We start from the raw sequence: 16738 nt of genomic DNA on the forward strand, positions 1-16738 counted from the left end.
CATGGCCAAGACCAAGGAAAAACGGGCGGAGAAGCCGCCGCAAATCACAAGCGTGTTCGTGGGCGGCTTCAAGTCGCTCCGAGACCGGACGGAGATCGCGCTGCGTCCGCTCACGCTGCTCGCGGGGAGGAACAGCTCGGGCAAATCCTCGGTCATGCAGGCGCTCCTGCTGCTGAAGCAGACCCTGGAGGCTCCGTTCGACCCCGGGCCGCTCCGCCTCGACGGCCCGAACGTCCGTTTCTCCGACGTCGAACAGCTCTTCTGGCGAGGCGCACGGAAGGGCGACACAGCGCAGGAGTTTTCCATCGGATTCCGTGGACTCGACTGGTCACACGGGCCTCGCCTCGGATCACGTCAGGAGCTGTCGGTCGTCTTCCGGCGTGGCGATCGGCCGCATGACATCGCGCTCGATCGGCTGGAGTTCGAGGACCTCGACGCCTTCCCCAAACACCAGGGAATCCTCCGTGAAAACATGAGCGCACGAGAGCTGCGAGCTCTGAACAAGCGCTCCAGGCTCGCGACTCCGGTAAATCCAAGCATCAAGCTTCAGCTGGCGGTCCAGAGAAATCGGTGCTTTCTCGCTGTGACTTTGACGGGCCCTGGCGGGTTTGACTGGGGATACCTCCTTCCTCCGCAGTGGCTGGGCCCTGCGGTGCCGGGTCATATCGAGCGCATGATTCATCTCCCCGGGCTGCGCGGAAACCCCGAGCGCTCGTATCCGCTCACGGAGGTCGGCCGCTCGTTCCCGGGGAACTTCCACCACTACACCGCCAGCGTGATCGCGTCCTGGCAGGAGCTGGACGACGTGAGGCAGCGCAAGCTCGGGGAGTACCTTGCGCTGCTCGGCCTGTCCTGGAAGGCCGAGGCGCGCCGCATCGATGCCACGCACGTGGAGGTTCGGGTGGGACGGCTGCCCTCGCCTGCCCCGGGCGGCGCGAACGACCTCGTCAACGTGGCCGACGTGGGCGTCGGGGTCTCCCAGACGCTCCCGCTCCTCGTCGCCCTCCTCAGCGCAGACCCGGGACAGATCATCTACGTCGAGCAACCCGAGATTCACCTGCACCCGCGCGCGCAGGTCGCCCTGGCCCGATGTCTCCTGGACGCGGCGGAGCGCGGCGTGATCGTGGTCGTCGAGACTCACAGCAACCTGCTCTTGAAAGGCGTGCAGCTCGAGGTGGCCCGGGGAGCGGATCCGAAGCTCGTCAAGCTCCACTGGTTCGCCCGCGACAAGGCGGGAGCCACGCAGGTGACCACCGCCGACCTGGACCAGCAGGGAGCGTTCGGCGACTGGCCGGAGGATTTCGCCGACGTGGAGCTCGACGTGGAGAGCAGCTACCTCCGCGCCTCGCTCCGGGCAGCCGGCGCGTGACGAAGAAGCGGGCAGCGGCGATCGTGGTCGACACGTCCGTCGCGCGCTCTTGCGGCAAGCAAGGCGCCGCGGACCTCCATGCCCTGGCATGCCTCGACGCGCTGATCGCGCTGCGAGAGTCCGGCCTCATGCTGGCAATGTCCCCCGCCCTCCTCGCCGAGTGGGAGCGCCACTGGAGCACGTTCGCTCGGCGCTGGTTCTACAAGATGCGCTCGAGCCGGCGGGTCCGCGACGTCGCGCCCGGGCAGCACGGGCCGACACGGAAGGCCGCGAGAGCCCTGCTCGACACGGATGCACGTCAGGCGGTCGCGAAGGACATGCTCCTCGTCGAGGCCGCCCTGGCCAGCGATCGGCGCGTTATCTCGCTCGACGAGAAGGTGAGGAGGCACTTCGCCGTCCTTGCCGCCTCGGTCGCCGATCTGCGCAGCGTCCACTGGGCGAACCCCACGAGCACCGGCTGCATCGCCTGGCTCGCGGCGCAGGCGCCGGACGACCCTGTCTGGAAGCTCGGAACGCCGCGGTGAGGCGTCTGCCGCGCCTCAGCCGGCCGCCGCGATGACCTCGCCGTCGCGCAGCACGGCCAGCGCGCGCGGCGCGCCCCAGGGCTGCACGATCGCGTTCTCGTGCGGCAGGTCCCAGACGGCGAGATCGGCGCGGAGCCCCGGCCGCACGGCGCCGCACACGCCGCCGAGGCCGAGCGCGGCCGCCGCCTCGCGCGTCGCGCCCAGGATCGCCTCGGCGACCGTGAGGCCGTAGAGGCGCACCGCGAGCGCGAGCGCGAGCGGGAGGCTCTCGGTCGGCGCCGTGCCGGGGTTCGCGTCGCTGCCGACGATCAGCGGGACGCCGGCGGCCCGGAGCGCGGCGACGGGCGGCGGCTCCTGCCGCAGCGTGAAGCTCGCCACCGGCAGGAGCGCGGCGGCCACGCCCGCCCGGGCGAGCGCCGCGATGCCCGCGGGCGCGACGCGCTCGAGGTGATCCGCCGACGCGGCGCCGAGATCGGCCGCGAGCTCGGCGCCGCCCACGTCCGCGAACTGCCCGACGTGCACGCGCACGCCGAGCCCCAGCGCGCGCGCCCGCTCCAGCACCGGCCGCGCCTCGGCGACCGAGAACGCGCTCCGGTCGATGTAGGCGTCGACGTAGCGCGCGAGGCCGGCCGCGGCGATCGCGGGCAGCCAGGAGCGCGCGACGACGCCGGCGTACGCGACGCGGTCGCCGCCGGCCTCCGGCGGCAGCGCGTGCAGGGCGAGGTACGTCGGCACGACGCGGGGCAGGCGCGCGTCCCTCCCCGCCTCGGCGACCGCCTCGAGCTGCTTGCGCTCCGAGGCCTCGTCGAGGCCGTAGCCGCTCTTCGCCTCCACGGCGGTCACGCCGAGCGCCGCCATCCGGCGGAGGCGGGCGCGGAGCGCGCCGGCGAGCTCGCCGGCCGTCGCGGCGCGCACCGCGCGCATGCTCGCGACGATGCCGCCGCCCGCCGCGGCGATCGCCTCGTAGTCGCCGCCGGCCATGCGGACCGCGTACTCCGCGTCCCGCGAGCCGACCCAGGGCGCGTGCGTGTGACCGTCGACGAGCCCGGGCGTGACGACCCCCGCGGCCTCGATCGCGACCGGCACGCCGGCCTCGGGCCGCAGCACCTCGCGCCGCGGCCCGACCGCCTCGATGGCGCCGCCCCGCACGACGATCGCGGCGTCCTCGATCACGCCGAGCGGGTCGCCGGCCGAGGCGCGGGACGGGTCGCACGTGACGAGCCGGCGCGCGACGATGGCGAAGGCGCCATCGGGGCGCCGCGCGGGCTCCGCCGGCGCGCCCCCTGGCGGCGCCGGCCCCGCCGGCGCGCCCCCTGGCGGCGCGGTCACGTCGCCGCCCCGGCCGCGCGCGCGGCCTGCGCCCGCTCGATGTCCGCGAGCACCGCCCGCGACGCGGGCCCGCCGACGACGTCGGCGAGCGCCTCGGGCGACGCGACTGGTCGCGGCGGGCAGCTGCGGCGCAGCTCGAGGCAGCGGCCGGCCGCCTCGGCGCAGCGCTCGCGAAAGCGCGGATCGCGCTCGGCCCTGCGCACGAGCGCCTCGTGCGCGCGATCCTGCAGGTCCTCGTCCTTGCAGACGAGCAGCGCGTCGCAGCCGGCCTCGATCGCCGCGGTGGCGGCCTCCTCGACCGGATGGTGCGCCGCGATCGCGGCCATCTCGAGGTCGTCCGAGAAGAGCACGCCCCGAAAGCCGATCTCACCGCGCAGGAGGCCGGTGCAGACGGCCCGGGAGAGCGTCGCCGGCACGCCCGGATCGAGCGCCTCGACGACGATGTGCGCCGTCATCAGCGACGCGACGCCGGCGCGGCAGGCGGCGCGGAACGGCGGCAGCTCGATCTCCTCGAGGCGGCCGCGGCCGTGGGCGATGGTCGGGAGCGCGAGGTGGCTGTCGAGCGCGGTGTCGCCGTGCCCCGGGAAGTGCTTGCCGCACGCGAGCACGCGCTCCTCCTGGAGCCCCTCCAGGAACGCGACGCCGCCCTGCGCGGCGGTGCGCGGGTCGCGGCCGAACGCGCGATCGCCGATGATCGGGTTCGCGGGGTTCGAGTCGACGTCGAGCACGGGGGCGAAGTTCAGGTTGATGCCGACGGCCCGGAGCTCGGCCGCGACGGCGCGCGCCGCGCGGCGCAGCAGCGGGAGATCCAGGAGATCGCCGAGCGAGCGCATCGGCGGCAGCCGCAGGAACGGCGCGGGGAGCCGCGTGACGCGGCCCCCCTCCTGGTCGATGCCGAGGAAGGGCGGCCGATCCGGGCCGCTCGCCGCGGCGAGCGCCGAAGAGAGCCGCAGCGTGGCGGCCATGTCCGGGACGTTGCGCCGGAAGAGGATCGCGCCGCCCCTCCGCCCCTCGGCGAGCGCCCGGAGGTACCGGGCCGGCGGCTCGGCGCCGTCGAAACCGCCCACGATGAGCTGACCACACAGGACCTCGAGCGCCAGATCGAGCTGCACCGTCCACCACCTCTCGCGCGGCGCAGGCGCGTGGCTGGCCGCAGGGTCCGTTCGTAAACGACTCGGGCCGACGAGGCCACTTTTGAGGGGCGCGCCGGCAGCGAGCCCCGCGCCGCGGCCAGCCCGGTCAGAACCGGAGCGCGATCTTGCCGAAGTGTCCGCCGCTCGCCATGTGGTCGAGCGCCTGCCGGATCTCGGTGAAGGGGAACACCCGGTCGACCACCGGCCGGAGGCCGTTCGCCGCGATCGCGCGGTTCATGTCCTCGAACATCGCGCGCGAGCCGACGAAGATGCCCTGCGCGGTGATCTGCTTCATCAGGAAGGGGAACAGGTTGAGCGCCGGCGCGCCGCCCGAGAGCACGCCGATGAGGCTCACGCGACCGCCGACCCGCACCGCGCGGAGCGACCGGGCGATCGTGCCCTCGCCGCCCACCTCGATCACGTGATCCACCCCCGCGCCGCCGGTGAGCGCGAGCACCTGCGTGTCCCAGTCGGGCGTCGTGCGGTAATTGATGGTCTCCGACGCGCCGAGCGACCGCGCGCGCTCGAGCTTCTCGTCGCTGCTCGAGGTGACGATGACGCGGGCGCCCGCGGTCCGGGCGAGCTGGAGCGCGAGGATCGAGACGCCGCCCGTCCCCTGCACGAGCACCGTGTCGCCCGCCTTGAGGTGGCTCGACGCGAAGAGCGCGTTCCAGGCGGTCACCGCGGCGCACGGCAGCGTGGCCGCCTCCTCGTCCGTGAGGTGCGGCGGGACCGCGACGACCCCCTCCTGATCCACGAGCACCTGCTCCGCGAGCACGCCGGGCAGCTCCCCGCCGAGCGCCGCCTTCGTCTTGGCCCAGGAGATCTCCCCGTCGATCCAGCGCTGGTGGAAGATCGGGGACACGCGATCGCCGACCTTCACCCGCGTCACCCCCTCCCCCGCGCCGATCACCTCGCCGACCCCGTCGGAGAGCGGGACGAGCGGCAGCGAGAACTTCGGGTTGTAGAGGCCCTTCGTCACGAGCAGGTCGCGGTAGTTGAGCGACGCGGCCTTCATCCGGAGGACGATCTGCCCGGGACCGGGCTTCGGATCCGGAAGGTCCATCGGGCGGAGCGCGTCGAGGCCGAACGAACCCTGAATGGCGAACGCTTTCATGCGGATCCTCCTTGAGCGACGGTGGCTATCTCATGAGGGCTGGACTCGGTCAACGTGAGAGGCAACGCGAGAGGCAACGCGAGAGGCAACGCGAGAGGCAACGCGAGAGGCAACGCCGGAGGCAATGCGAGAGGTAACACGAGCGGCAACGCGAGGTCAGCGCGGTCGGCGCCGCGCGTCGCGCATCGCCTGGGCGGCGAGCCAGAGGCCGGCCGCCATCACCAGCGCCGCGCCGAGCAGCTGGCGCGCCGACGGGATCTCGCCGAGCCAGGCCGCGGCGAGCACGTGCGAGAGGACGACCCCGACATAGCCGATCGCGCCGATGCGCGCCGCGTTGTCGAGCCCGTAGGCGCGCGTCATCGCGAGCTGCCCGAGGCCGCCGGCGAGCCCGGTCCCGACCAGCAGGACGAGGCCGAGGGCGTCGGGCGTCCGAAAGACCGGGATCGACAGGAAGATCATCGCGGCGCTCGCCACGAGCGAGAAGTGCAGCGCGATCGACTCGGGGCTCGCGCGCGTCCCGCTCCCGCCGATGCGGCGCAGCCAGATCATGGCGAACGCCGAGAAGACGGCGCCGAGCGTGGCGACGAGCGCGACCTCGCCCGCGATCGCGAGCCGCGGCGCGGCGACCAGCGCGACGCCGGCGAACGCGAGCACGGTCGCGAGCCAGAGGCGCGGGCTGCTCCGCTCGCCGAGCAGCCGCGGCGCGAGGAGCGCGACGAAGATCGGGCTCGTCGCGCCGAGCGTGACCGCATCGCCGAGCGCGATCTCCGGCGTGCCCAGCGTGTAGAAGGTGCAGAGCATCGCGCCGGTGCCGCAGAGCGAGCGCGCCCACGTGAGGCGCCGGTCGCCGCGGCTCATGGAGAGCGGCGCCCGGCGGACGAGCGCGACGCCGAGCGCGGTGGCCGCGCCCACCAGCGTGCGCGAGGCCGCCACCTCGGGCCACGGGGCGCCCTCCGACGAGAGCCGCGCGAGGACGTTCATCGCGGCGAAGAGCGCCTGGGCCAGGATCATCCACAGGACGCCCGCGGTCGGGTGCGCCGCGCGCCCCTCGCGCTCCGCGGCGAGGACGATCGCGGAGGCCCCGGGCGGGTGCGCGGCGACCGCACCCTGTGACGACGACGACGTGCTCACGAGGCGCATCGCTTACCACCTCGCCGCCGCGCGCGCCGCCGCGCTCCCTGGTGCGCGCGCGGCAGCGAGGCGCTACCGTCGCAATGATGCGCGCGATCACGAGGAGAGGACGAAGAGCAGGAGCGATGTGCGGCCGGCGGGAGCGCTGGCGCGGGGCGCCCTGGCTGGGGCTCATCGCCGCGGGCGCCCACGCGCTCGGGTGCGGCGCGAGCGCCGGGAGCGCGCCGCCCGAGGGGCCGCCGTGGGACATGACCGCCGAGGCGGCGGCGGACGAGGGCGCGCGGCCCTCGGGCGGCGAGGCCGCGGGCGCCGAGCCCCGCGGCGGCGGCGCGGCGCAGGCGGCGTCGGCGCCGCCCGCGCCGGGGAAGCTGATGACCCGCGCGGAGGCGGGGCGGTACGTGCTCGAGCTGGTGAACCGCGATCGGAAGGCGCACAAGCTGCCGCCCGTCCGGTGGGACGAGACCGCGGCGCGCGCGGGGCGGCGGCACGCGGAGGACATGGTCCGCGTGGGGTTCACCGGCCACTGGGGCAGCGACGGCGCGGTCCCGGAGGAGCGCTACACCGCGGCCGGCGGCGACGGCTTCGTCATGGAGAACGCCGGCTGCTTCGCCGACGCGATCCCGCGCGAGCTCGACGCGGACCCGCGCTTCTCCGCGGAGAGCCTGGAGCGCGTCCACCACGCCTTCATGAACGAGAAGCCCCCGGCCGACGGGCACCGGCGCAACGTGCTCACAGCGTCGCACACGTCGCTCGGGGTCGGGCTCGCCAAGGCCAAGGGGCTCGACATCGCCTGCATGGCGCAGGAGTTCGTCGACGACTACGGGACGTACCAGCCGCTGCCCAAGCGGGCCAAGGTCGGCGAGGTGATCCGGGTGGCCGGCGAGATCGACGCGCCGGCGAAGATCGCGGGCGTCGGGATCTCGCGGGTCGAGGCGGGCAAGCCGATCCCGCCGGAGAAGCTGCTCAAGATGGGCGGATACCCGATCCCGCCGCCCTACGCGACGTTCTTCCCGAAGGGCTTCAAGACGCCTATTCCTCTTCAGGTGAACGGCAATCGATTCGACATCCAGGTCCCGCTGGACGACCGGAAGCGCCCCGGCCTCTACGGCGTCAGCGTCTGGGCGACGTTCCCCCCCTCCAACGAGCTCAAGATGGTCTCGCTCCGCACGATCGACGTCGGCGGCAAGGGAGGCGGTCGGTGAACCACAGCCGCCCCCCCGCGTCCTCGGCGTCGGAGGAGCTCGACGCGGTCAAGGTGCTCGATCACCTGGTCCGCCGCGCGGTCTCGATGGGCGCGAGCGACATCCACGTCGAGCCGAAGCGCGACGGCATCCGCGTGCGCTACCGCGTCGACGGCGTGATGGTGGCGCAGGGGCAGATCCCGATCGAGATCGCGCCCGCGCTCACCTCGCGCGTGAAGGTGCTCGCGCGGATGGACATGACCGAGCGGCGCCTGCCGCAGGACGGCCAGTTCAGCCTGGAGCTGTACGGCCACCCGCTCATCCACCTGCGCGCCTCGACGTTCCCCGCGATCCACGGCGAGACGCTGGTGATGCGCGTGCTGCTCAGCCACCAGCTGATCCCGCTCGACAAGCTCGGGCTCTCGGAGGGCGACCTGCCGCGGGTCCAGGGGCTCGCGGACCGCGCCTCGGGGCTCATCGTCGTGTGCGGGCCGACCGGGTCCGGCAAGACATCGACGCTCTACTCCCTGATCAAGGTGATGAAGACCAGCGAGCTCAGCATCGTGACCCTGGAGGACCCGATCGAGGTCGAGTTCGCCGACATCACGCAGGGGCAGACCAACCCGAGGCAGGGCTTCACGTTCGCGACGGGCCTGCGCGCGATCCTGCGGCAGGACCCGGACGTGATCATGGTCGGCGAGATGCGCGACCCCGAGACGGCGCAGATCGCGCTGCAGGCGAGCCTCACGGGGCACCTCGTGCTGTCGACGCTGCACACCTCGGACGCGGTCGACACGGTCGCGCGGCTCGTGGACCTCGGCGCGGAGTCGTGGATCGTTGCGAACGCCCTGCTCGCCGTGATCGCGCAGCGGCTCGTGCGGCGGCTCTGCGAGGAGTGCGCGGAGACGTACGAGCTCGAGAGCGACGTGACGGGCGAGGAGGACGAGGTCCTCATCGAGAAGGGCACAGAGCTGAAGCGCGCCGTCGGGTGCCAGACGTGCCACCTGACGGGCTACCGGGGCCGGATCGGGCTGTTCGAGATGCTGGAGCTCGACGACGACCTGCGGGATCTCGTCAAGGCGCGGTCGGGGAAGCGCGCGTACCGGGAGGCCGCGCGTAGCGCGGGGCTCGTCCCGCTCCGGGAGGCGGGGCTCGCCCGGGTGAAGGAGGGCGTCACCTCCCTGGACGAGGTGCTCCGCGTGACGTGACGCGCTTCTGATGCAGAGAGCGGCGCTCGCCTGGAGCAGCGAGCGCCGCCGGTCAGGTGGCCTGCGAGGCGCCGTCGTCGACGGCGTTTTCGGCGATGACGCCCTTGTACCAGAGCGCGCTGTCCTTCGGGGTGCGGCGCTGCGTCTCGTAGTCCACCCAGACGATGCCGAACCGCTGAGAGTAGCCGCGGTCCCACTCGTAGTTATCCATCAGCGACCACACGAAGTACCCGGCGAGCGGCGCCCCGGCGTCGATCGCGCGCCGCGCCGCGACGAAGTGATCGCGCAGGAACTTCAGCCGCTGCTCGTCCGGGATGCGGCCGTTCTTGTCCGGCCCGGTCGAGTAGGCCGCGCCGTTCTCCGTCACGTAGAGCTTCGGCACCCCGTACTCCACGTGCAGCCGGATGAGCAGCCGCCGCAGGCCTTCCGGGTACACCTCCCAGTTCATCTCGGTCTGCTCGGACGCGGGGGCGACGTGCACCGTCCTCGGCAGGTTCTGCTCCTCGGGGACCTTGGTGCTCCGCAGCACCGCCCGGGAGTAGTAGTTGAGGCCGAGGAAGTCGCACTGCGTCGCGATGATCTCGAGATCGCCCGGCTTGCACACGGTCAGCCCCTCCGGCGGGAGGTAGCCCAGCTTGATGTAGTCCGCGATCATGTCCGCCGGGTAGTGCCGGCCGTAGAGCGGATCGAGGAACCAGCGGCTGAAATACCCGTCGTAGTGGCGGGCCGCGTCGTAATCGGCAGCGCTCGGCGACGCGGGCATCGCGTAGTTCATGTTCAGCGTGATGCCCACCTCGGCGCCGGGGCTGTTCTTGCGCAGCACGGGCACCGCGAGGCCGTGCGAGAGCAGGAGGTGGTGGCTCACCGTCAGCGCCTTGCTGAAATCGCGCATGCCCGGCGCGTGGATCCCCTTCTCGTAGCTGAGGAACGCCGTGCACCACGGCTCGTTGTGCGTGATCCACTTCTTGACGCGATCGCCGAGCTTCCGCGACACCGCGTCGGCGAACTCCACGAACGCGTCGGCCGTCGAGCGGTGCAGCCAGCCCCCGACCTCGTCCTGGAGCACCTGCGGCAGATCCCAGTGGAACAGCGTCGCGTACGGCTCGATCCCGGCCTCGAGCAGGCCGTCCACCAGCCGGCTGTAGAAGTCGAGCCCCTTCTGGTTCACCGCGCCCCGGCCGTTCGGGAGGATGCGCGGCCACGCGATCGAGAACCTGTAGGCCATCAGGCCCAGGCTCTTCATCAGCGCGATATCCTCAGGCCACCGGTGGTAGTGGTCGCACGCGACGTCGCCGTTGGTCCCGTCCGTGATCTGGCCGGGCGTCTTCGCGAAGCGATCCCAGATCGACTCGCTGCGCCCGTCTTCGCTCGTGGCACCCTCGATTTGATAGGAGGACGTCGCGGCCCCCCAGACGAACTTGTCGGGAAATCTCAGAGACGGCATGTTGTGTTGTGATTCTCCTCAGACAGGCACGGCCTCGACGGAGGCGGGCACCTTGCGGTCGTAGTGCGCGGAGGGCGCGACCGAGCCGGGCGAGTAGAGGTGGCAGCGGACCCAGTGCCCCGAGCCGACGTCGACGGCCGCCGGCATCGCCTCGCGGCACGTGTTCATCACGCTCGGGCAGCGATCGGCGAACGGGCACCCCGGCGGCGGGTTGATGAGCTTCGGCGCGCCGGAGCGGGCCGGGAGCTCGCTGCGGATCGAGCCGTTCGGGTCCGGCACCGCCGAGAGCAGGAGCTTCGTGTACGGGTGCGCCGGCTGCTGCATCAGCTCCTCGCTGGGCGCGCCCTCCACGATGTGGCCGGCGTACATCACCATCGTGCGATCCGCGACGTAGCGCGCGCTCGCGATGTCGTGCGTGATGTAGAGGTACGAGATGCCGCGCTCTTCCTTGAGGCGCTCCATCAGGTTGAGGACGCCCATGCGGATCGAGACGTCGAGCATCGAGATCGGCTCGTCCGCGAGGATCACGCTGGGATCCACGGCGAGGGCGCGGGCGATCGCGACGCGCTGCCGCTGGCCGCCCGAGAGCTGGTACGGGAACTTGGCCGCGACCTCCGCCGGCGGGTTCAGGTCGACCGTCTTGAGCAGCGCGTGCACCTTCTCCCGGAGGATCGCGGCGTTCGGCGCCTTGTTGTGGAGCAGGAGCGGCCGCTCCAGGTGGTAGCCGATCGTGTGCACCGGGTTCAGCGAGCCGAACGGATCCTGGAAGATCATCTGCACCTGCCCGCGGTAGGCGAGCGAGGCGCGGTTCGGCTCCTCCTTCAGCACGTCGCGACCCTTGAACAGGATCTGCCCGCTGCTCGGGGGCATCAGCCGCGCGAGCAGCCGCGCGATGGTGCTCTTGCCGCTGCCCGACTCCCCGACCAGCGCGATGACCTCGCGCTCGGCCAGCGAGAACGAGGCGTCGTGCAGCGCCCGGAGCTGCTGCGTGCGCAGCCCGCCGCCGACGGGGAAGTACTTGGCGAGGCGCACCACGTCGAGGACAGGCGAGACATAAGGTTGCGTCATCGTCATCGTCAGTAGAGGTGGCAGGCGCCGCGGTGCTCGGGCGCGATTTCACGGAGGACGGGCAGCTCGTTCTGGCAGGTCGCGAAGGCCTGCGGACACCGGGGGTGGAAGCGGCAGCCGGGCGGCGGGTTGCGCATGTCCGGCGGCGAGCCCGGGATGCCCTGCAGCCTGCGGCGCGGCCCGCGGACCGAGGGGAACGACCCGAGGAGCCCCTGCGTGTACGGGTGCTTCGGATCGCTGAACAGGTCCTTGGCGCGGGCCGTCTCCGCGAGCTTGCCCGCGTAGAGGATGGCGATGCGCGTGGAGAACTCGGCGATGAGCGAGAGGTCGTGCGTGATGAAGAGGATCGAGAAGCCCAGCCGATCCTTGAGGTCGGCAATCTGCTGCAGGATCTCCTTCTGCACGACAACGTCGAGCGCCGTCGTGGGCTCGTCCATGATGAGGAACGGCGGCTTGAGCGCCATGGCGATCGCGATCACCACGCGCTGCCGCATGCCGCCCGACAGCTGGTGCGGGTAGCTCGACAGGCGCGACGTGTCGATGTTCACGAGCTTGAGCAGCGCGGCCGCGCGCTCCATCGCCTGCGCCGGCGTCACGCCGTCGTGCGCGATGATGGGATCCGCGATCTGCTCGCCGATCGTCAGCACCGGGTTGAGCGCGGTCATCGCGCTCTGGAACACGAGCGCCATCTTCCGCCACCGGAAGGCGCGGAGCTGATCCTCGGTCATGGACAGGACGTCCTGCCCGGCGAAGAGCACGCGTCCGCCCGTGATCACCGCCGGCGGGCGGAGCAGCCGCATGATGGCCATCGCCACCGTCGACTTGCCGCTCCCCGACTCGCCGGCGAGGCCGAGCACCTCGCCCGGGGCGATGTCGAACGAGACATTGTCGACCGCGCAGACCGGACCCGTCGGGGTCATGAACTCGACCCGCAGATCCTGAACCGAGAGAATCGGACTAGGCGCCATGAGCCCTCACTACCGGCGTTGACGGACCAGCCGCGACCTTGCGGCTCTTGAGCATACGCGACCAGGCCCCCTCCGCGCGGAGCCGCGGATTCGAGATCTCGTCGATGGCATAGTTGATCAGGGTGAGCGCGAACCCGACGAGCGCGACGCACACGCCGGTGGGCACGATGGTCCACCACGCGCCCGTGAGGAGCGCGGCGTTGTTGCTCGCCCAGTAGAGGTTCGTCCCCCAGGTGATGGCGCTCAGATCGCCGAGCCCGAGGAACTCCAGGCCGACCTGCGCGCCGATGGCGTAGATCGTCGCGTTGATGAAGCCGGACATGAGGAGCGACGTCATGTTCGGCAGGATCTCCAGGAAGATGATGCGCGCGCTGCCCTCGCCGCTCACGAGGGCCGCGGAGACGAAGTCCTTGTCGCGCAGCGCGAGCACCTGCGACCGGAGCACGCGCGCGTTCCACGCCCAGCCGGTGAGGACGAGGACGAACAGGATCGTCAGCGGCCCGGCCGGCAGGTAGGCCGCGATGACGACGGCCATCGGCAAGCCGGGGATGATCAGGAACACGTTCGTGAGCAGCGAGAGCACGTTGTCGATCCAGCCGCCGAAGTAGCCTCCGGCCATGCCGATGATCGCGCCGATCGCCATCACGGCCAGGCCCGTGGCGACCCCGACGGCCAGCGAGGTCCGCGCGCCGACGATCGTCTGCGCGAGCACGTCCTGCCCCTGGCCCGTCGTGCCGAAGAGGTGCTCGGCCGAGGGCGCCTCGTGCGGCATGCCCACGAACGCGTGCGGATCCTGCTGCACGAACGTGGGGCCGAGCAGCGAGAGGAGCAGGAAGAAGAGCACGATGAGCGTGCCCACCATCGCCTTGCGGTTCGAGAGGAGGAGGCGGAACCACCCCGCCGCGCGGGAGACGCCGCCCCCGCTGTTGCTTTGTTGCGCAGCCATCGCTTCTCCTGGAGCCAGACCTCAGCGCGTGCGAGCGCGGGGATCAAGGAAGACGTAGATGATGTCGACCAGGAAATTCGCCCCCAGCACGGCGAACGTGATGGTGAGGAAGATCCCCTGCATGAGCGGGTAATCCTGGTTGCGGACCGCCTGGATGAGCAGGTAGCCCTGCCCCGGGTACGAGAAGACGATCTCGGTGAGCAGCGAGCCGGCGAGCACGAACCCGAGCGCCATGCCGAAGCCGGTCACGTTGGGCAGGAGGGCGTTGCGCGCGGCGTAGGTGAACATGACCCGCCACTGCGAGAGCCCCTTGGCCTGGGCCATCGTGATGTACTCCTCGGACAGCACGGTGACCATCGCGCTGCGCATGCCGAGCATCCAGCCGCCGACGGTGGCGATGACGATCGACAGGCCGGGCAGGACCATGTGCGACAGCACGCTCCCGATGAACTCCAGGCTCCACTCGGGCGAGAGCGTGTCGCTGTAGGCGTGGCGCAGCGGGAAGAGCCCGAGCACGAAGCCGAGGATGTAGAGCGACACCATCGCGAGCCAGAAGTAGGGGAACGCGCCGAGGAACATCAGGACGGGCGGCATCACCGAGTCGAGCAGGCCGCCCCGCTTCCACGTCGCGATGATGCCGAGCAGCGTCCCCAGGCCGAAGGCGATGATCACGGCGGCGCCCGACAGCAGCAGCGTCCAGCCGAGCCCCGTCGCGATCACCTCCGTCACCCGCGCGGGGAAGTGCGCGACGGAGGTGCCGAGATCGCCCGTCAGGGTGTGGCCCAGGTAGGTGATGTACTGCTTGTAGAGCGGCTCCCCCGTGAACCCGAACGCCTTCCGCAGCGCCTCGATCGCCTCCGGCTGGAGCTGGCCGCGGAAGCGCGCGAACATCGCCGAGGCGGGATCGCCCGGCATGAGCCGCGGGATGATGAAGTTCAGGGTGAGCGAGGCCCACGCCGCGATGAAATACAAGCCCAGCTGTCGAAGAAGGTAACGCACAGAAGGTCTCTCTTCTAACCTGCTCTCCGGATCAGATCACGCCCGACGTCACTTCGGCTTGAGCTCGGTGAGGACGAGCAGGTACTCGGGCGGGTTGTTGGGCGACAGCTTCGCGTACGGGTTCTCCTTGCTGGGGAACCCGGTGAAGCGGCGGGTGTTGAACTCGCCCCACGACGGCCCGGGGAACAGCGGGACCGAGGGCGCCGTCTCGGAGAAGATCTCCTGGAGCTGCTCGAGCAGCTTCTTCTGCTCCGCCGGATCGGTGGCGGCCTCGAACGCCTCGAAGAGGCCGTCCGCCTGCTTGGCGCCGAACCGGTGCCAGTTGCGCGCCGACGACTCGCCGACCGGCTTCACGGTCGCGGAACCGAGGAGGTCGCGGTAGAAGTTGTACGGCGTCGGCTCCTCGTTCGACCAGCCCATCGACAGGTCGAAGGTGCCCTTCTGGAGCGCCTCGAAGAACGCGCTGAAGTCGTACGTCTTCAGCGTGGCCTCGACGCCGATCTGCTTCACCTGCTGCGTGACGATCTGCGCCGCGCGCACCCAGTCGGACCAGCCCGTGACGACGTTGATGTCGAAGCGCAGCGGCTTGCCGTCCTTCACGCGGATGCCGTCGGCGCCCTTGGCGTAGCCCGCCTCGTCGAGGATCTGGTTCGCCTTCGCCACGTTGAACTTCACCCAGTCGCCGCTCTCGACGACCTTCTGGCTGCGCCAGCGCTCGTGCGCGTCGCTGAGCGCCGTCGCGTCCGCCGGCCGCGTGTAGTTGTTCATCGCGACCTTGACGATCTGCTCGCGGTCGAGCGACATGCTGATCGCCTTGCGCACCCGCACGTCGTCGAGCGGCTTCTTCGTCGTGTTCGTGTAGACGAACACGGTGCTGCCGACGAGCGGGAACCAGTAGTGGTGATTCGTCGGATCCTTGCCGACGTAGACCTTCTCGATCTCCGGGACGAAGTTGCCGGCCCAGTCGACCTCGCCGTTCAGGAGCGCCAGGTTCGCCTGGTCGTTGCCCGGGTAGGCCGGGAAGCGGAGCCCCTTGATCGCGGGCTTGCCCTGCTGCCAGTAGTTCGGATTACGACCGAGCTCGTAAATCTGGTTCTGGAAGTTCTTCACCTCGGTGAAGGGCCCCGTCGCGACCGGGTTCTCGTTCGTGAAGGTGACCGGATCGGCCACGTCCTTCCACTTGTGCTCCGGCACGATCGGCTGGTGCCCGAGGAAGACGAGCCCGGGGACGTACGGCCGCGTGAGCGAGAACTCGACCGCCGAGTCGCCCTTGGCCTCAACCGCGGTCAGCCACTTCCAGACGCCCTGCAGGTCGAGGGCGGCGTGCTTCTTCAGGAGCCCGAAGGTGAAGGCGACGTCTTTCGCCGTGAAGGGCTGGCCGTCGGACCACTTCACGCCGGGGCGAATCGTGAAGGTGAGCGTCTTGTTCCCGTTGCTCCAGTCGTATTTCGAGGCGAGCCAGGGGGTGAACTCGCCCTTCATCGTGTTGTAAACGAGGAGCGGCTCGTAGATGCCAGCGACGGTTGGCCAGCGAACGTTGCCTGGAGCCAGCAGAGGGTTGAAGTTGCGCACCCACGACGCTTGCTGCTCGATCGAGACGGTCAGGAAGGTGTCCGCCGTCGTGGGGTTCTTGACGGCCCCGGGAGCCGTCGGGGCGGTGCCAGCGCCGCCCCCGGGGTCCTTCTTCGCGTCGGGCTTCGGGCAACCTGCCACTGCGCCGACCGAAAGAAGCAACGCCGAGAGAACCAACGTTCGACGCGGCAACAACCAGTTCCTCATGAGAATGCTCCTCGCGGGGCCCTCGTGGACACGCCCGAGCGCCCACCGTCCCTCTCCCACTCAACTGATCTTCCTGGAAGCCGCCACGTGACCCAGCGACTCGCCGGACCCCTTCGCTGCGACGCAGCGCACCATACCGGCATCCAGCCGTCGGCACTGTAGCCGTCTTCGCACAGCAGTGTCAACGGGGATTCGAGGTCGCTACCAAGTTCTCGTGCCGCTCACTCAGGCGCGTTTTCAAGGGAGATGTCGTGGCGCGTCATGTATCGCGGCAGCAATTCCGTCTCATGATGTCATCGCGCGTCATGACACCTGAGCACTCTGGCGCTTACACTGTTATTTTCTTCGTTCGCAGCAAGATAAGGAGGCAGTCGATGACTGCATCGTTGACGCATCGTTGACGCATCGTTTCAGGGAGCGGCCGGGGCACGTCTATACAGATGTCCGCGAGCGATGACAAGACCAGATTTTTCCGGCTCGTCCCTGCGCGCGGACGGGCACTCCACGGGCCGGCGAGGCGCAGCGCGCCCCCTGCGCAGGCG

14 protein-coding genes are annotated in these 16738 nt (G+C 70.8%); 4 read left to right on the top strand and 10 right to left on the bottom strand.

The window, feature by feature from the left end; genetic code table 11:
* Position 1 precedes the first annotated feature (1 nt).
* Both WMF33_RS25750 and WMF33_RS25755 read left to right on the top strand, forming a co-directional pair.
* Positions 2-1369 carry an AAA family ATPase gene (locus WMF33_RS25750; protein WP_020737105.1) on the top strand — a complete coding sequence of 456 codons (1368 nt, stop codon included), beginning with the start codon at positions 2-4 and terminating at the stop codon, positions 1367-1369.
* Positions 1366-1893, top strand: a complete 528-nt coding sequence (locus WMF33_RS25755; RefSeq protein ID WP_020737106.1) for a hypothetical protein — start codon at positions 1366-1368, stop codon at positions 1891-1893. Before WMF33_RS25750 ends, WMF33_RS25755 begins: the two co-directional genes overlap by 4 nt.
* Positions 1894-1908: 15 nt before the next feature.
* On the opposite strand, the gene hutI is transcribed toward WMF33_RS25755, so the two are convergent.
* The 4 genes from hutI to WMF33_RS25775 all read right to left on the bottom strand — a co-directional run bounded on the left by hutI (position 1909) and on the right by WMF33_RS25775 (position 6612).
* Entirely contained in the window at positions 1909-3222 is a 1314-nt protein-coding gene (hutI, locus tag WMF33_RS25760; protein WP_437322318.1) for an imidazolonepropionase, read from the bottom strand.
* Positions 3219-4334, bottom strand: coding sequence for a beta-N-acetylhexosaminidase (gene nagZ, locus WMF33_RS25765; protein ID WP_437322319.1), 1116 nt, complete (start codon positions 4332-4334; stop codon positions 3219-3221). The genes hutI and nagZ overlap by 4 nt, the downstream gene beginning before the upstream one ends.
* 127 nt (positions 4335-4461) lie before the next feature.
* Positions 4462-5472: a zinc-dependent alcohol dehydrogenase family protein gene (locus WMF33_RS25770; RefSeq protein ID WP_437322320.1), complete on the bottom strand. Its 1011-nt coding sequence runs from the start codon at positions 5470-5472 to the stop codon at positions 4462-4464.
* 156 nt (positions 5473-5628) lie between these two features.
* Entirely contained in the window at positions 5629-6612 is a 984-nt protein-coding gene (locus WMF33_RS25775; RefSeq protein WP_437322321.1) for a DMT family transporter, read from the bottom strand.
* Positions 6613-6728: 116 nt separating this feature from the next.
* Here WMF33_RS25775 and WMF33_RS25780 point away from each other — a divergent pair, with 116 nt between their 5' ends.
* Both WMF33_RS25780 and WMF33_RS25785 read left to right on the top strand, forming a co-directional pair.
* Positions 6729-7805: a CAP domain-containing protein gene (locus WMF33_RS25780; RefSeq protein ID WP_437322322.1), complete on the top strand. Its 1077-nt coding sequence runs from the start codon at positions 6729-6731 to the stop codon at positions 7803-7805.
* Positions 7802-8992: a GspE/PulE family protein gene (locus tag WMF33_RS25785; RefSeq protein ID WP_437322323.1), complete on the top strand. Its 1191-nt coding sequence runs from the start codon at positions 7802-7804 to the stop codon at positions 8990-8992. Before WMF33_RS25780 ends, WMF33_RS25785 begins: the two co-directional genes overlap by 4 nt.
* A gap of 52 nt (positions 8993-9044) precedes the next feature.
* Here the strand turns inward: WMF33_RS25785 and WMF33_RS25790 are convergent, their stop codons facing one another.
* Genes WMF33_RS25790 through WMF33_RS25815 form a run of 6 tightly spaced genes read right to left on the bottom strand, consistent with a single transcriptional unit; the run spans position 9045 to position 16196 of the window.
* The gene (locus tag WMF33_RS25790; protein ID WP_061629134.1) at positions 9045-10436 is read right to left on the bottom strand and encodes a GH1 family beta-glucosidase; all 1392 of its coding nucleotides are present in this window, start codon (positions 10434-10436) and stop codon (positions 9045-9047) included.
* An 18-nt stretch (positions 10437-10454) separates the two neighbouring features.
* On the bottom strand, positions 10455-11510 hold the full coding sequence (locus WMF33_RS25795; RefSeq protein WP_437322324.1) for an ABC transporter ATP-binding protein: 1056 nt from the start codon (positions 11508-11510) through the stop codon (positions 10455-10457).
* Positions 11511-11512: 2 nt separating this feature from the next.
* On the bottom strand, positions 11513-12472 hold the full coding sequence (locus WMF33_RS25800) for an ABC transporter ATP-binding protein (protein WP_437322325.1): 960 nt from the start codon (positions 12470-12472) through the stop codon (positions 11513-11515).
* A complete protein-coding gene (locus WMF33_RS25805) occupies positions 12462-13418 on the bottom strand; it encodes an ABC transporter permease (RefSeq protein WP_437322326.1) in 957 nt (318 codons plus the stop codon). The genes WMF33_RS25800 and WMF33_RS25805 overlap by 11 nt, the downstream gene beginning before the upstream one ends.
* 21 nt (positions 13419-13439) lie before the next feature.
* On the bottom strand, positions 13440-14417 hold the full coding sequence (locus WMF33_RS25810) for an ABC transporter permease (protein ID WP_437322327.1): 978 nt from the start codon (positions 14415-14417) through the stop codon (positions 13440-13442).
* Positions 14418-14465: 48 nt separating this feature from the next.
* On the bottom strand, positions 14466-16196 hold the full coding sequence (locus WMF33_RS25815) for an ABC transporter substrate-binding protein (RefSeq protein WP_437322328.1): 1731 nt from the start codon (positions 16194-16196) through the stop codon (positions 14466-14468).
* Positions 16197-16738: the final 542 nt, after the last annotated feature.

This window comes from Sorangium sp. So ce394 (genome assembly GCF_051474665.1).
GTDB lineage: Bacteria > Myxococcota_A > Polyangia > Polyangiales > Polyangiaceae > Sorangium > Sorangium cellulosum_D.

What these genes read in the sequence shown, in the direction of transcription:
- WMF33_RS25790 (WP_061629134.1), bottom strand. Translation starts at nt 10,436, where the DNA reads ATGCCGTCTCTGAGATTTCCCGACAAGTTCGTCTGGGGGGCCGCGACG.
- WMF33_RS25775 (WP_437322321.1), bottom strand. Translation starts at nt 6,612, where the DNA reads ATGCGCCTCGTGAGCACGTCGTCGTCGTCACAGGGTGCGGTCGCCGCG.
- WMF33_RS25750 (WP_020737105.1), top strand. Translation starts at nt 2, where the DNA reads ATGGCCAAGACCAAGGAAAAACGGGCGGAGAAGCCGCCGCAAATCACA.
- WMF33_RS25805 (WP_437322326.1), bottom strand. Translation starts at nt 13,418, where the DNA reads ATGGCTGCGCAACAAAGCAACAGCGGGGGCGGCGTCTCCCGCGCGGCG.
- WMF33_RS25795 (WP_437322324.1), bottom strand. Translation starts at nt 11,510, where the DNA reads ATGACGATGACGCAACCTTATGTCTCGCCTGTCCTCGACGTGGTGCGC.
- WMF33_RS25815 (WP_437322328.1), bottom strand. Translation starts at nt 16,196, where the DNA reads ATGAGGAACTGGTTGTTGCCGCGTCGAACGTTGGTTCTCTCGGCGTTG.
- WMF33_RS25780 (WP_437322322.1), top strand. Translation starts at nt 6,729, where the DNA reads ATGTGCGGCCGGCGGGAGCGCTGGCGCGGGGCGCCCTGGCTGGGGCTC.
- WMF33_RS25800 (WP_437322325.1), bottom strand. Translation starts at nt 12,472, where the DNA reads ATGGCGCCTAGTCCGATTCTCTCGGTTCAGGATCTGCGGGTCGAGTTC.
- WMF33_RS25770 (WP_437322320.1), bottom strand. Translation starts at nt 5,472, where the DNA reads ATGAAAGCGTTCGCCATTCAGGGTTCGTTCGGCCTCGACGCGCTCCGC.